The 13,299-nt window shown below is 65.7% G+C and carries 11 protein-coding genes; 7 read left to right on the top strand and 4 right to left on the bottom strand.

Translation table 11 applies throughout. The features are described from left to right. Positions 1-73: 73 nt before the first annotated feature. From ACYVL5_RS01915 to ACYVL5_RS01900, 4 genes are all read right to left on the bottom strand, one after another. Positions 74-1,921, bottom strand: coding sequence for an SPOR domain-containing protein (locus ACYVL5_RS01915; RefSeq protein ID WP_460593850.1), 1,848 nt, complete (start codon positions 1,919-1,921; stop codon positions 74-76). A 233-nt stretch (positions 1,922-2,154) separates the two neighbouring features. Further along, positions 2,155-2,550 (bottom strand): hypothetical protein, encoded by a 396-nt coding sequence (locus ACYVL5_RS01910; protein WP_460593849.1) that lies wholly within the window; start codon positions 2,548-2,550, stop codon positions 2,155-2,157. Positions 2,551-2,726: 176 nt separating this feature from the next. Continuing rightward, on the bottom strand, positions 2,727-3,809 hold the full coding sequence (locus ACYVL5_RS01905; protein ID WP_460593848.1) for a class I SAM-dependent methyltransferase: 1,083 nt from the start codon (positions 3,807-3,809) through the stop codon (positions 2,727-2,729). A gap of 40 nt (positions 3,810-3,849) precedes the next feature. Continuing rightward, positions 3,850-4,299: a ferritin-like domain-containing protein gene (locus tag ACYVL5_RS01900; RefSeq protein ID WP_460593847.1), complete on the bottom strand. Its 450-nt coding sequence runs from the start codon at positions 4,297-4,299 to the stop codon at positions 3,850-3,852. Positions 4,300-4,753: 454 nt separating this feature from the next. Between ACYVL5_RS01900 and ACYVL5_RS01895 the strand changes: the two genes are divergently transcribed. The 7 genes from ACYVL5_RS01895 (at position 4,754) to ACYVL5_RS01865 (ending at position 13,209) form a co-directional block, all read left to right on the top strand. Further along, positions 4,754-5,647: an ATP-binding protein gene (locus tag ACYVL5_RS01895; RefSeq protein ID WP_250677579.1), complete on the top strand. Its 894-nt coding sequence runs from the start codon at positions 4,754-4,756 to the stop codon at positions 5,645-5,647. A gap of 80 nt (positions 5,648-5,727) precedes the next feature. Next, positions 5,728-6,318 (top strand): hypothetical protein, encoded by a 591-nt coding sequence (locus tag ACYVL5_RS01890; protein WP_460593846.1) that lies wholly within the window; start codon positions 5,728-5,730, stop codon positions 6,316-6,318. A gap of 279 nt (positions 6,319-6,597) precedes the next feature. Further along, positions 6,598-7,218: a spermidine synthase family protein gene (locus tag ACYVL5_RS01885; protein WP_460593845.1), complete on the top strand. Its 621-nt coding sequence runs from the start codon at positions 6,598-6,600 to the stop codon at positions 7,216-7,218. A gap of 63 nt (positions 7,219-7,281) precedes the next feature. Then, entirely contained in the window at positions 7,282-8,160 is an 879-nt protein-coding gene (locus ACYVL5_RS01880) for a spermidine synthase (RefSeq protein ID WP_460593844.1), read from the top strand. 174 nt (positions 8,161-8,334) lie between these two features. Then, positions 8,335-10,608, top strand: a complete 2,274-nt coding sequence (locus ACYVL5_RS01875; protein WP_460593843.1) for an Ig-like domain-containing protein — start codon at positions 8,335-8,337, stop codon at positions 10,606-10,608. A 166-nt stretch (positions 10,609-10,774) separates the two neighbouring features. Then, positions 10,775-12,118, top strand: a complete 1,344-nt coding sequence (locus ACYVL5_RS01870; protein ID WP_460593842.1) for a TolC family protein — start codon at positions 10,775-10,777, stop codon at positions 12,116-12,118. Next, positions 12,115-13,209 (top strand): efflux RND transporter periplasmic adaptor subunit, encoded by a 1,095-nt coding sequence (locus tag ACYVL5_RS01865; protein WP_460593841.1) that lies wholly within the window; start codon positions 12,115-12,117, stop codon positions 13,207-13,209. Before ACYVL5_RS01870 ends, ACYVL5_RS01865 begins: the two co-directional genes overlap by 4 nt. The last annotated feature ends 90 nt before the right edge of the window (positions 13,210-13,299 follow it).

The following is a 13,299-nucleotide window of genomic DNA, read 5'->3' as shown; positions in this document are numbered from 1 at the left end:
GAAACAGAAAGGGCGACCTTTCCCGTGATGGGAGGGTCGCCCTTTTGGTTGGCGGGGGAAGTAAGGCGGGACCTTATTTACCGACCGGGACCACGTTCACCTTGAGTCCCTTTGCCTCGAGTTTGGGGAGCTCGGCGACGGCGGCGGCCCGCGTTTTGTACACGCCGGCGGTGAGAAGGTAGCTCGGCATCGGTACGTCGACCCTCTGGAGATGGCTTTTGATCCCGAGATGTGCCAGGCGCCGCTGCTCCTGCTCGGCACGCTGCTGGCTCGAGAACGAGCCGGCGAAGATATGGCGCTTCTTGTCTTTGCCGGTCATGGCGATGGCCGCGGCTTTGGCCTGCTTCAGGCGCTCCATCATGGTGTCCACCGATTTCTTGTCGTTGCGGATAGGCACCTCGAGCCTGACCATAGGGGTCTTTTTCTTCCCACCTTCGATTACCAGCGGACCGAAGCCGGCCTCGGCTATCTTCTTCTTGGCCTCACTCATCTCGGTCAGCACCTGGTACTCGCCGACCAGCAGGGCAAAGCCCTTTCCCTTAACAATCTTGTAAATCTTGTTGCTGTCTTGCAGTGGTTGCTGCGGCTGGGCAGTCGTCTCGGAAGCGGCAGATCCTCCGCTTGCGACGCTCGGCTCGCTGGTGGCGGGCGCGGGGGAGGCCGCGGTTGCTGTCGCCTCGGTGGAAGCGGCCGGGGCCGATGGCGCGTTAGCGTCGACTGCCGGAGCCGGGGCCGGGGCCGGGGCGGAAGGGGGAGTGACTGCCGTGTTATCCCCTGCTTGAACCGCTGCCGGAGCGGCCGACGACGTTGCCGCCGCCGCTGAAGTTGCGGGAGCCGCCGAAGTTGCGGGAGCCGCCGAAGTCGCGGGAGCAGCAGAAGTCGCGGGAGCAGCAGAAGTCGCCGGAGCAGCCTGAGTCGCCGGAGCAGCCTGAGTCGTCGTCGTTGCTGCAGTCGCTGCAGTCGTGGACGGAACGTCCGCGGGAGCCGGAGCCGGAGTGGTGGTTGAAGTCGCGGCCGGAGTGGCAGTTGAAGTCGGAGCCGGGGTCGGCGTTGGCGTGGATACCGCCATGAAAGGTGACTGCGCGGGGGGGGAGGGGGTGGCAGGAGCGGCAGCCTGGGCCGGCGAAGCGGCCGGTGCCGGGCTTTTGGCCCCGGCGGGGGAAGCGGCGTCTTTCGCCGCTGCGTTGGCAGCGGGGGGCGTGCCGGTGGTCGCGGTTCCCTTGGCAGCTACCGGGGCAGTTTTCTGGACCGGGACGTATTCGTCGGCGTCTTCGGAGATGATCGGGATGGTGTTTGTCAGCTTATCGCCCGTAGCGGCGGCTTTGGAGGGCGCGGCGGCGGTCTGAGAAGCGGTGGCCGGTGCACTCCCCGCCGCCTTGCTCCCCGATGCACCACCGGCCGTCGCGCTGGTCACCGGCGGAGCCGCCACCGGCAGGGCAGCCGGCGGAGCTGCCGGAGCAACCGGAGCAACCACCGGCGGAGCAACCGGGGCAACCGGAGCAGCGGCAACCGGAGCGGGGGGCGAGACGGGCTTGCTCACCGCGCCAGGCGGGGACGGCGTGGCAGCCTGCGTGTCCTGCGGCAGGGTCCGGAGGAGCTTGGCAAGGTCGGGGTCAAGGTTCGCAACACTGTCGGGATATTCCTTCACCAGGCTCTTGAGCGCGGTGGCGGCCTTCTCGTCCCGGCCAGCGGCAAGGTACCCCTTGGCCAGCAGGCCCAGGGCTTCCTTCCGGAGAGAACTCTTTGGGTAGTCCTTGAGCAGCCGTTCGAGCCACGTGGTCGCGAAGAAGTATTTCCCCTTTTCCATATGGTGTTTTGCTTCGGTCAGCATGGTCTGATCGTCGGTCTTTGCGTGCGACATCCCGGGGGCCGTGAGGGCCAGCAGGGAGATCAGCAGCAACAGTCTCAATACTCGTATCATACGGAATCCACTCTGCCTTTGATGGTGTTGGTGGGCTGGGCGCCCGGTCTGGATATAAAACCGCGTAATCATAGCACGATTATCGACTCTCATAAATAGCTAATGTGAAGGCGCGCCGCGGAGGCTTCATTGGGGGGGAGTGAGAGGTAGCGGTGGGGTGGAAGGGGGAGGAGGTTACCAGGAGAAAAAGAACGAGCCGGGGTAAGGCGGGCCGCAAGCGGCCCGCCCGGCCCTCACCTGAAGGGGATCACTTCCAGCTTTCCATAATCGCCGCGCTGCGCCTTCATCGCGTAACGCTCCATCTTGAGATCTTCCCGCTTCCGTTTCCGTTCCTTGATCATCCTGGCCAGTTCCGGCTTTCTTCTCACCAGGATCTGCTGGAGGACCAGCCCCGCCACGAAAAACGATGCCGCCGGGACCTTCCGCTTCAGCAGCAACCCGACCGCGGTCCCCGCGAGGATGGCGGAGGAGAGGAGGTTGGCGTTGTCGACGGCGGTTTCCTTCACCCATTGAAGATCGATATGGCGCAGCTGCGGCTTGATGTCCGGGATCTGGTCCTGGATGAGGTTCAGGGGACGGTCATCCAGGTCGTGGGGATCGGTGCCCTTCTTTTTCTTGGAGAAAAACATGCCTGCCTCCTTGCCTGCCTGGTGGGAATTGAGTTCGGACGATATTGGTAGATTTTAACAATAACGGCGGTTTCCTCAACGAAGGTAGTCCGATTCGCTTTATCCCAAAGATTTTCTGCCTGATCCGCGTTAATCCGCTCAATCCGCGTCATCCGCGTGCTGAGAGTCTATGCATCCTACCCGCGGTAGCGGAGCAGGACGAGATCGCCGGCGTAACGAAGCGCCTGCTCGAGCTCGGCTGGGGTAAGTTGTGAGGCCGGGACGGGGGAGGCGAACCGGCGCAGGAAGCGGAGGGCGGTGGAGTCAAGGGGTTCGAGGCGGTGGCCGAGGCGGCCGGCCAGCGCGAGCCTTCCCAGCCGGGGACGGGAGATGTCTTTCGCGAGGCAGGGATTGATCCTGAAGAGGGAGGTGGAAGGAGGGGGGAGGTTCGGGGGGCCGCTTCCGAGGTAGAGGACGAAATTCCCCGGAGAGCTCCCCCGGCTCTCCATCTCCCTGATCCGGGCCACCTCGTCCCGGACGTCGGTGAGCGCGGAGGGGTGGGCGAAGAGCAGCGGGGTGAGCCCGCACCCTTCCACCAGTTCCAGCAGCTGGTCGATCCGGTAGGTGTGAACGCACGGGTGGAGCAGGGCATCGGCCAGACCGGAGCGGTAGCCGACCTCGTCGGACTCCTCGAAGAAGCGTCTCAGCCGGGAGCCGGGACGGCTGCGGCGGACCATGTCGAGCACCTTCCGCGGCTCCCGCACCCCGAGCAGGCGCAGCGCGAACCGGATGGCCTCCTCTTCCCTGCGGGCGAACCGGCTGTAGAGCATGATCCTGATGACGCCTCCCCTCCCGAGCCGGGCGGCAAGCGCCTTCAGCCCCACGGAGGGATCGTCCAGGTGGTGGAGGACGCCGTAGGCGTCGATGAAGCCGAAGGGGCCCCCGGCGACCCGGGGATCGGTGAGGTCACCGGCCACGAAGGAGACCCTGGTGAGGCCGTGCAAAAGGCAGTGGAGCCTCGCCCGGTCGAGACTGCGCCGGGAAAGGTCGAGGGCGGTGACCGGGAGCTGGGGATTGGCGAGCGCGAAGGGGTAGGGGGCGAAGCTCCCGCACCCGGCGATCAGGATCCGGCGCAGATCGGGCGGGGGAAGCTCGCCGTTGAAGCGGCTCCAGAGTGCCTCGAGATTGAGGGCGTAGGTGTCCCCGCGGCGGACCGAGGCGAGGAGAGGGAACTGCGGGTAAGGATAGAGCTCGTAATGGCGGCGGACTGATTCGGACATCGTGTGCGGGGAACCCTCTCCTCCTGGCCGGCCGGCGCGCCTAGCGCAAGGGGTGGCGCGGGACGGTGATGATATCGTTGATGTAATTCAGGTGACGTTCTTCCTGCGAGTAGTTGTCGATGAGGACGCTCTTGATCCCCTCCGGCCAGGGAAGTTCGACGGCCTTGCCGTAGTTGCGGTTGGTGATCACCTCGTTGGCTTTCATCGCCTCCATGGCCCCGAGCGAGCCGGAGACGCTCATGAGCATGGTGAACCCTTCCAGGAGGTACCCCTTGAAGTCGGGCCTCGCCTCGATGGGGCGGCCGTCCAGCTGCATGATCAGCGAGCGGAGTTTCTGGATGTGGGCCTGGTGATCGTCCTGGAAATCCCGCAACCTCCGGCAGATGTCGTCGTACTCCAGGTGCTTGATCACCTGGCTGTAGGCCTCCACCGCGTCCACGTCCAACTGGATAAGATCGTTCAGCCGCTCGATCATCTCGTTCCGGTCCATGGCTCCCCCCTTTAGTGGTCCTGGTCGCTGGTACTACCCTCCTTTCCGCGATGTCTGCAATTGTAACGGGTTATCCCCCCATGGCAACGGTCGCCTGGCGATGGAGGGTGTCGAGCGGGGGCGAAGCGGGGGGGGAAGCCGCTGAAGGGGCGGGATCGTCCCGGAATCATTGGGTGAATGGAAAGAAACGGCGTGTGGGGCGGGAACGCGCGCCACCGGCGGAAGCGCCGGCCGGTAAAGTTTGTTGACACGGGGGAGCCAGATAGCGTATACAACATCGTTTTCTTTTTCCGCCGCAGTTTCAATAGGTTGGCCCATCCTCATTGACCCCGTCTTTTGTTGGCCCCGTCAACCGCTTGTTTCTTCCGTGGCATCAGCTATCCAGGCTCCGTCTCGCTGCCAGGCATTTCCGGCGGCCTCGGCGCCCTTTACCCTACGTTTGCGAGAGAGGCCCATGATCAATCTGAAACCCGAAGTAGTCGCCCAGCTCGAGCGCGTGCTCGGCTCCGTCGAAATGCTCCTCCCCAAGGCCGTGAAGCCGGTCGACTGGTCCGCCTGCCACGCCGCCAACTGGCGCCGCCACTCCTTCTCCGGCTACCTCGAGCCGGTCAAAGTGACCGATACCACCGATCTCGACGAGCTTTTGGGGGTCGAGAAGCAGCGCGAGATCATGGTGAACAACACCAAGCAGTTTTTGAAGGGGCTGCCGGCCAACAACGCCCTCTTATGGGGCTCCCGCGGCACCGGGAAGTCCTCGCTGGTCAAGGCGCTTTTGAACCGCTTCGCGCCCGAGGGGCTGAGGGTCATCCAGGTCGAAAAGGAGGATCTCATCTACCTCTCCGAGATCTTCTCCGCGGTGGAGAACCAGCCGTACCGCTTCATCCTGCTGTGCGACGACCTCACCTTCGAGGTGGGGGAGCTGAGCTACAAGATGCTGAAGAGCGCGCTGGATGGTTCGGTCTACTCGGCACCGGAAAACGTCCTGATCTACGTCACCTCCAACCGGCGCCACCTGCTGCCGGAGTACGAATCGGACCTGATCGGCGGCAAGTTCGTCAACGGCGAGCTCCAGCAGAGCGAGGCGATGGAGGAGAAGGTTTCCCTCTCGGACCGCTTCGGCCTCTGGGTCGCCTTCCACGTCTTCAACCAGGACCGCTACCTCGAGGCGGTGCGGCTTTGCATCGAGCGGGAGGCCAAGAAGCGCGAGGTGCAGATCCCGTGGAACAAGGACCTCGAGCTCGACGCCATCCAGTGGTCGCACGACAAGAGCAAGCGCTGCGGCAGGACCGCGTTCCAGTTCTCCAAGAACTGGGTCGGGCGCTACCTCCTCGCCAACGGCTACGCCTAGGGGCGGCGGGGACCCGCTGGCAAAAAGGGCGCCGCCCGTTATCATAAATCCGTATTCATCCCAATCGCGGAGGTGGCAAGATGAAACGGTTTGCGAGCGTGCTCTGTTCCCTGTTGCCCGTCGCCCTGCTGATCGCCGGCTGCTCGAACACCTCGATCCGGGGGCAGTGGAAGGATCCCGGTTTCTCTACCCCGGCGCATTCGGTGCTGGTGGTGGGGCTGCCGCCCAATTCCATGATCGGCAACATGTGCACCGATGAATTCGTGCGGCAGCTGACCGGCCGTGGCATTCCCGCCACCGCCGCCTACAGCGACCCCCCTTCCGGGTACTCGCGGGCGGCCATGGCGGCCAAGGCGCGGGCCCTCGGACGCGACGGGGTGGTGGTCTGCCGCTATCTGGAGCGCAAGCAGCGGCTCGACGTCTACCCCAACGAAGACCGCTCCATGTTCTTCGACCGCGGATGGGAGCTGTGGCCCCCCAACGAGTACGTCGAGAACGAGTATGACGTCTTCCGCACCGTCGTCTTGGAGGGGGCCGCCGGCAAGGCGGTCTGGTCGGCGGTCTCCGAGACCTTCGCCCCGGGATCGGAGCAGAAGGTACTGAAGTCATACGTGAAAGCGATGCTCAAAGAGATGGAAAAGGACGGTGTACTGGCGAAGCCGGGACACTGACATTGGATGAGCAGGTTCTGGTGATTAAAATATTTCAACTGTCAGTTCCAGCGCTTATGTCATCTGCCCCATCGACTGAGTCGAAGTCGGCGGTTAGCAGATACTGTGAAATTTTTGCTAATGTCATATAATCGTTGACTTTACAACTGGTTAGCAGTACATTCCCGTGATTGTGCATGAGCCTTGTCGGTGAAAGGGGCCTGATTTCAGTATCCCTCCGGTTTTTCCTTCCGTCCCGCGCCGACCACGCTGCCGTTTCCGGCAGATCGGGGACCCGTTGTGAGCCGTTTTCTGGTGTTTGTAATCGCCGGCTGGTCCGGTTTTTCCCTGATGGCGGTGGAGCTTTTGAGCGGCCGTATCCTGGCCCCGAGTTTCGGCAACAGCATCCAGGTTTGGGGGGCGGTCATCACCGTTTTCATGGTGGCCCTCTCGGTGGGGTACCTGGTCGGCGGGCGGCTTTCGGTCCGTGAGCCTTCCCTGGCCAAGTTCGCCTTGATCCCCCTGGCAACCGCCGCGGCGATGACTCCCGCGGCCCTCTTCGCAGATCCGCTGATGGACCGGATCTTCGACCTGATCCTCGATCCGCGGTACGGCGCCTTGACGGCGGCGGCGCTCCTATTCTTCCTGCCGACCATGGTGGGGGGGATGGCGTCTCCCTACGCCGTTCGCCTGCTGGTGGACGAATGCAGCGCGAGCGGGCGTCACGCCGGCTTTCTCTTCTTCGTGAGCACCACCGGCAGTGCGGCCGGGACCATCCTGACCTCCTTCTACCTCGTCCTGATCATGGGGGTCGGCCAGATACTTTGGAGTTTCATCGGTGTTTCAGCGGCACTGGGCCTCTTGACGCTGGCACTGTCCCTCTTTGGTTTGAAGAGGGGTACCGTCCCCGAAGAGTCGTGATCTCTTGGCGGGGGTATCTCCTCGTTGTTTTTTCACTGTGATGTTGTTCGGGGATGGAGACAGATGGTCAAAGCACTGCGTTTGGTCATACTGCTGGTGTGCGCACTGGTGGGGCTTTCTGGGACGGCGTTCTCCGATACCGTCATCCACCAGGAGCGTTCCCTCTACCGTAACCTCTTCGTCACCGAGGACAGCGATACCCGCTGCCTGCGCTTCAGCACCCACACCAACACCGTCCAGACCTGCTTCGCCCTCGAGGAGCCCGAGAAGGTGCTCTTCGACTGCAACAAGATGATCCTCGGCTCCCTGCTGCTCCGTCCCAACCCGCGCCGCATCCTGATGGTCGGGCTGGGGGGGGGGACCCTCACCTCGACCCTCTCGAAACTCCTCCCCAACGCCACCATCGACGTGGTCGAGATCGATCCCGCCATGGTGCGGGTGGCCAAGGAGTACTTCAACTTCAAGCCCACCTCCCGGGTGCACATCACCGTGGAGGACGGCCGGGTCTTCGTCAAGCGCGCCGTGGCCAAGGGGGCCAAGTACGACCTCGTCATCCTCGACGCCTTCGACGACCTTTACATCCCCACCCACATGCTGACGGTCCAGTTCTTCTGGGAGGTCCAGAAGATCATGGCGCCGGACGGGGTGCTGGCCGCCAACACCTACTGCAACACCAAGCGTTACGACCGGGAGTCGGCCACCTACCAGGCGGTCTTCGGCCCCTTCTTCAACCTGAAGAAGTTCTGGAAGAACACCCGGGTGGTCATCGCCGAGCAGGACGGCCTGCCGTCCGAGGAGGCCCTCGCCCAAAACGCGAAGCTGCTCCAGAAGAAATTCGCCCGCTTCGGCATCGAAACTTCCTGGCTGCTGCCGCTCTTCTCCACCGAGGTGGACTGGGACGAGCGGGCCCCCACCTTGAACGATCAATTTCTCCCCTTCTAGGGGTTTAGCTCTCTCGCATTCCGACCACCGGCTGACGCCCCGGCCCCGCTACGCTCCCGCGATGCGGTCGCCGGCGCCTGCTTGCCGGCTTTCTGCTTCTTGACACCCCCCTACCTTGGCGGTAAGCATACTGCATGCAGCCTTAAGCCCTGAATTCCCGGAAGGAGATTGCGGATGGTGAGATTGTTGGTAGCCCTGCTCCTGGCGAGCGTCCTTTTGTTCGGTTGTTCCGGTTCGGGGGGGCAGACGGTCTCCCTGACCGAAGTGAGGGTCACTCCCGCCTCCCCCACCCTGGCCCCCGGCACCACGACCACCTTCCGGGCCACCTCCGTCTATTCCAACGGCAACATGGTGGACGATACCTCCCTCGCCACCTGGAGCTCCTCCAATCCCGCGGTCGCCACCGTCAACGCGAACGGCGTCGCCACCGCCATCAGCGCCGGGACCACCACCATCAGCGCGACCCGCTCGGGGGTCACCGGGACCACCATCCTTACCGTGGCCGCCATCCAGAGCATCTCGGTCACCCCCGCCACCCAGGTCGGGATCGTCGGCACCACCCAGCAGTTCCGGGCCACCGCCACCCTCACCAACGGCGCCACCCAGGACGTGACCAGCCAGGTCACCTGGAGCTCGTCGAACCCCTCGCTGGCCACCGTCGCCTCGACCGGGGTGACGAGCGCGCTCGCGGTGGGGCCGGTCACCGTGACCGCCACCTCCGGCACGGTCAGCGGGAGCGCCACCCTCAACGTGGTGACCGTCACCTCGCTCGCCATCGCGCCCTTGGCCTCCACCGCGGATCTCGGGACCCCCGTGCAGTTCACCGCCACCGGGACCCTCTCCAACGGCGGCACCAGCGACATCACCACCCTGGTCACCTGGGGCTCGTCGGACCAGACGGTGGCCACCGTCAACACGGTAGGGGCCGTCACCGGGGTCAACGCCGGGACCGCCACCATCACCGCCTCCTTCCCGGGGGTGGCCGGCGCGAGCACGACCCTCACCGTCCTCCCCCCCACCTCGCTGACCGTCACTCCCGCCAACGTGAGCCTGGTGGCGGGGAGCACCCGGCAGTTCACCGCTACCGGCGGGTTCGCGGACGGGACCACCCGCGACCTGACCTCGCTGGCCAGCTGGAGCTCGTCGGCCCCCACCGTGGCGACCGTCAGCAACGTCTCCGGCAGCCGGGGAACCGCCACGGCGCTTTCCAACGGCACCGCGGTGATCAGCGCCAGCGTGGCGGGGGTGGTCGGGTCGACCACGCTCACCGTGAGGACGCTCAGCTCGATCACGGTGACCCCCGCCAGTCCGACCGTGTCCGTCGGCTCCTCCCTGCAGCTGACCGCCACCGGGACCTTCTCCGACAACAGCACCCAGGACCTCACCAACCAGGTCGCCTGGAGCTCCTCCCTCTCCAGTGTCGCCCCGGTCAGCAACGTCTCCGGCACCAAGGGGGTCGTCATCGGCCAGGCCCAGGGGTCCGCGGTGATCACCGCGAGCTTCCCGCAGGCAGCCGGGGCGGTGAGCGGCTCGACCACGGTCAACGTGCAGAAGGGGCAGACCGTCGCCAGTAACGAGGCCTTCGTCACCAACTCCGGGACCGCCTTCCTGTCGGCGGTCGACCTGGTCGGCAACTCGGTGCTCTCCAACATCCTGGTCGGCGGGGCCCCCCAGGGGGTGGCGCTCAACACGAGCAGCCGGCTCGCCTACGTCGCCAACAATAACAACGGCACGGTTTCCGTGGTCAACATCGACTCCGGCGCGGTGGTCGACACGGTGGCCGTCGGGTCGGGGCCGTGGGGGGTGGCGGTCAACAGCGGGACCAACCGCGTCTACGTCTCCAACCAAAGCGGCACGGTGTCGGTCATCGACGGTACCACCGACACGGTGGTGGCCACCATCCCGGTCGGGACTTCCCCGCGTAACCTGGCGCTGAACGCGGGGACCAGCCGCCTCTACGTGGCGAACTTCGGCTCCAACACCGTCTCGGTGATCAGCACCGCCACCAACCAGGTAGTGGGCACCATCAATGTCGGGCTGGGGCCGGTGGACGTGGCGGTCAATTCCGCCGCCAGCCTCGTCTACGTCGCCAACAGCTTCGGCTCCACCGTCTCGGTGATCAGCACCGCCACCGGCAACGTGGTGAGCACCATCCCGGTCGGCAACAATGCCCAGGGGATCGCCTTCGACCCCACCTCCGCCAGGCTCTACGTGACGCTCGGGAGCACCAACCAGCTGGTGGTGGCCGACACGGGGAGTAACGCCGTGGTGGCCACTATCCCGGTCGGGACCGGCCCGCGCGGGGTGGCGGTCCGCCCTTCCACCGGGAGGGTTTACGTGGCCAACTTCGGGAGCAGCTCGCTGTCGGTGGTGAACACCACCACCAACTCGGTGGTTTCGACAGTCACCGGGGTGACGGGGGCCGCCCAGGTAGCCGTCATGCCGTAGTTCCTTCCCGCAAGCTTCTCATGAATCACCCGGGCCGACGGGATTTAAGCCGCGCCCGGGTTATGCCGATAAGGAATAAACGGTTGACTTTTCGTTGTATAGTATATATACAAAAATCCATATATAGTTTTTGCTGGATCTGTACGGCTGCGACAGGGAGGTTGCGGTGAATAAATACCTTGTGCTGCTGAGCGTTACGCTCTGGGGAATGGCTGCCGTTCCCGTCTACGCGGAGAGTGTCACCCTGCGGGAGGCGGTGGGGCGCGCCCTGGAGAACAACCATCATCTGAGGGCGGCGGCCCGTGAAGAGGGGGCGGCCCGCGAATCGGTCGCCGTCAGCCGGAGCCGCTACCTGCCCCGGCTCTATCTCGACAGCGGGGTGGCGCTCTCCACCACGCCGAGCACCGTCTTCATGATGAAGCTCAATGAGGGACGGATCAACCCGGGGAGCGACTTTACCGCCGACCGTCTCAACCACCCCGACCCCCGGGCCGATTTCGCCACCACGCTGACCCTGGACCAGCCGCTGCTCGACTTCGGCATCTCCACCGGCGTGGACGTGGCCGCCAAGGAGGCCGAGGGGGCCGCGCTGCGGGCCGGCGAGGGGCGGGAGGAGATCGCCTTCCGGGTGAGCCTCGCCTACTTCGAGGTGCTCAGGGCCCGGGCCTACAACGACATCGCCGCCCTGGCGGTGGCCGACGCCCGGGAACACGAGCGGCTGGCAAGTGTCCGGGAGCGGGACGGGCTGGGGCTCAAGTCGGATACCCTGCGGGCGGCCACCGCGCTCTCGGAGGCCGAGCAGCGGCTGATGAGCGCCCGGAACAACCTCACCATCGCCCGCCTGAGGCTGAACCTCCTGGCGGGCGGCAAGGAGGGGGAGGAGCTCGACGCCGGGGGGGCTTCGGGGCTCGCCGCGCCGGCCGCCGGGAAGGACGACCTGGTGCTTTTGGCCCAGCGCAGCCGCCCGGACCTGGCGGTGGCCAGTAACGCCGTCCAGTTGGGGGAGCTCGGGGTGCGCCAGGCCAAGGAGGCCTACCTCCCGACCGTGCACGCCCAGGCGAGCTACCAGGTCAACGACCGCTCCCTCCCGCTCGGCTACGACAACGACTCCTGGACGGTGGGGGTGAGCCTTCGCTGGGAGATCTTCGACGGCTTAAGCCGCTCCCACGAGCGCTCCCGCGCCGAGCTGAAACGGGAGGCGGCGGCCGAGCTTCTCGAGAACGGGCGGCGCGAGGCGGCGGTCCAGGTGAAGGAGAGCCTGTTGAGGCGCCAGGAGGCGGAGCTGCGGCTCGCCTCGGCGCAGGGGGCGGTCCGGGCGGCGGAGGAGGGGATGCGCCTCATCACCCTGCGCTTCCAGAACGGGCTTTCTTCGATGGTGGAGCTCCTCGATGCGGAGGCGGCGCTCAACGGGGCGCGGGCCAACCTTATCGAGGTGGAGAACGGACTGCAGGTATCCTCCGCGGAGGTGTACTTCAGGGCAGGGGTTTTGGTTAAGGAGGTCATGAAATGAGAGCAAGCCGGCTGACGATCCTGGCACTCGTGCTGGTGACGGCTTTGGGATGTGGCAAGAAAGAGGAGCACGCGGCGCAGAGCGCCCCGCCGGTGGTACGGGGGGTGACGCTGACCGCGGTGGCGGCCGAGGGTATCCCGGAGGTCACCGAGGCGGTGGGGACGGTGAAGGCCAAAACCTCGGCGGTGATCTCCGCGCGGGTATCGGGAAGCGTCACCGGGGTCTACGCCCGCGAGGGGGACCGGGTCGGCAAGGGTAAGCTTTTGGCCGCCATCGAGGCCGCCGAGACCGGGGCCGCCGCGGCCGGGGCCGCCTACGGCGTCGACGAGGCCTCCCGCGCGCTGGAGGAGGCCCGCTCCCGCAAGAGGCTCGCCGACGCGACCTTCGAGCGCTACCGCAAGCTCTTCACCGAGCAGGCCCTGACCCGCCAGGAGTTCGAGGTCCGCCAGTCCGAGAAGGAGGTGGCCGCCGAAGGGGTGGCGCGGGCCGAGGCGAGGCTTAAGCAGGCCACCGAGGCCTCCCGGGCGGCCGGGGCGGTGGCCGGCTACGGGAAGGTGACCGCCCCCATCGCGGGGGTGGTGCTGGCCAAGCAGGTCGAGCCGGGGCAGACCGTCTTCCCCGGTACCCCACTCTTCACGGTGGAAGGGGACGGGGGGTACCGGCTCGAGGTGGCGGTACCCGAGGCGCTCCTCGGGAGGATCAAGGCGGGCGACGTGGTCGGCATCGCGGTCGAGGGGGCTCCCTCCACGGGCCGGGTCTCCGAGGTGGTCCCCTTGGTGGACCCCTCCAGCCGCACCTTCACCGCCAAGGTGGAGCTCTCGGGGAAGGGGCTCAGGTCGGGAGCCTACGGCAAGGCGCTTTTGAAGACCGGGTCGCGGCAGGGGATCGCGGTTCCCGCCGCCGCGGTGGTGGAGCGCGGCTCCCTCACCTCGGTCTGGGTGGTCGGCCCCGACAGCATCGCGCGCTTAAGGCTCGTGAAGCTCGGTAACCGGGTGGGCGACCGGGTGGAGGTCATCTCGGGCCTCAGCGCCGGGGACAAGGTGGTTACCGCGGGTATCGAGAAGCTCTCGGACGGGGCGAAGATCGAGTAAGAGCTGTTCCCGTCCAGCTCGCCTCGAGCTCCCTCTCCTCCAAGGAGAGGGGGAGGGTGAGGATGGGTTGCCGGCACAGAGAAACGCAGG

The organism is Geomonas sp. Red276, from assembly GCF_054784495.1.
The sequence above is the reverse complement of the archived record's forward strand: the minus strand, read 5'-3'. Positions and strand labels throughout refer to the sequence as shown.

Excerpts from the sequence above, each read along its gene's own strand:
- ACYVL5_RS01865 (WP_460593841.1), top strand. The coding sequence starts at position 12,115 with ATGAGAGCAAGCCGGCTGACGATCCTGGCACTCGTGCTGGTGACGGCT.
- ACYVL5_RS01915 (WP_460593850.1), bottom strand. The coding sequence starts at position 1,921 with ATGATACGAGTATTGAGACTGTTGCTGCTGATCTCCCTGCTGGCCCTC.
- ACYVL5_RS01895 (WP_250677579.1), top strand. The coding sequence starts at position 4,754 with ATGATCAATCTGAAACCCGAAGTAGTCGCCCAGCTCGAGCGCGTGCTC.
- ACYVL5_RS01880 (WP_460593844.1), top strand. The coding sequence starts at position 7,282 with ATGGTCAAAGCACTGCGTTTGGTCATACTGCTGGTGTGCGCACTGGTG.
- ACYVL5_RS01900 (WP_460593847.1), bottom strand. The coding sequence starts at position 4,299 with ATGGACCGGAACGAGATGATCGAGCGGCTGAACGATCTTATCCAGTTG.
- ACYVL5_RS01890 (WP_460593846.1), top strand. The coding sequence starts at position 5,728 with ATGAAACGGTTTGCGAGCGTGCTCTGTTCCCTGTTGCCCGTCGCCCTG.
- ACYVL5_RS01905 (WP_460593848.1), bottom strand. The coding sequence starts at position 3,809 with ATGTCCGAATCAGTCCGCCGCCATTACGAGCTCTATCCTTACCCGCAG.
- ACYVL5_RS01910 (WP_460593849.1), bottom strand. The coding sequence starts at position 2,550 with ATGTTTTTCTCCAAGAAAAAGAAGGGCACCGATCCCCACGACCTGGAT.
- ACYVL5_RS01875 (WP_460593843.1), top strand. The coding sequence starts at position 8,335 with ATGGTGAGATTGTTGGTAGCCCTGCTCCTGGCGAGCGTCCTTTTGTTC.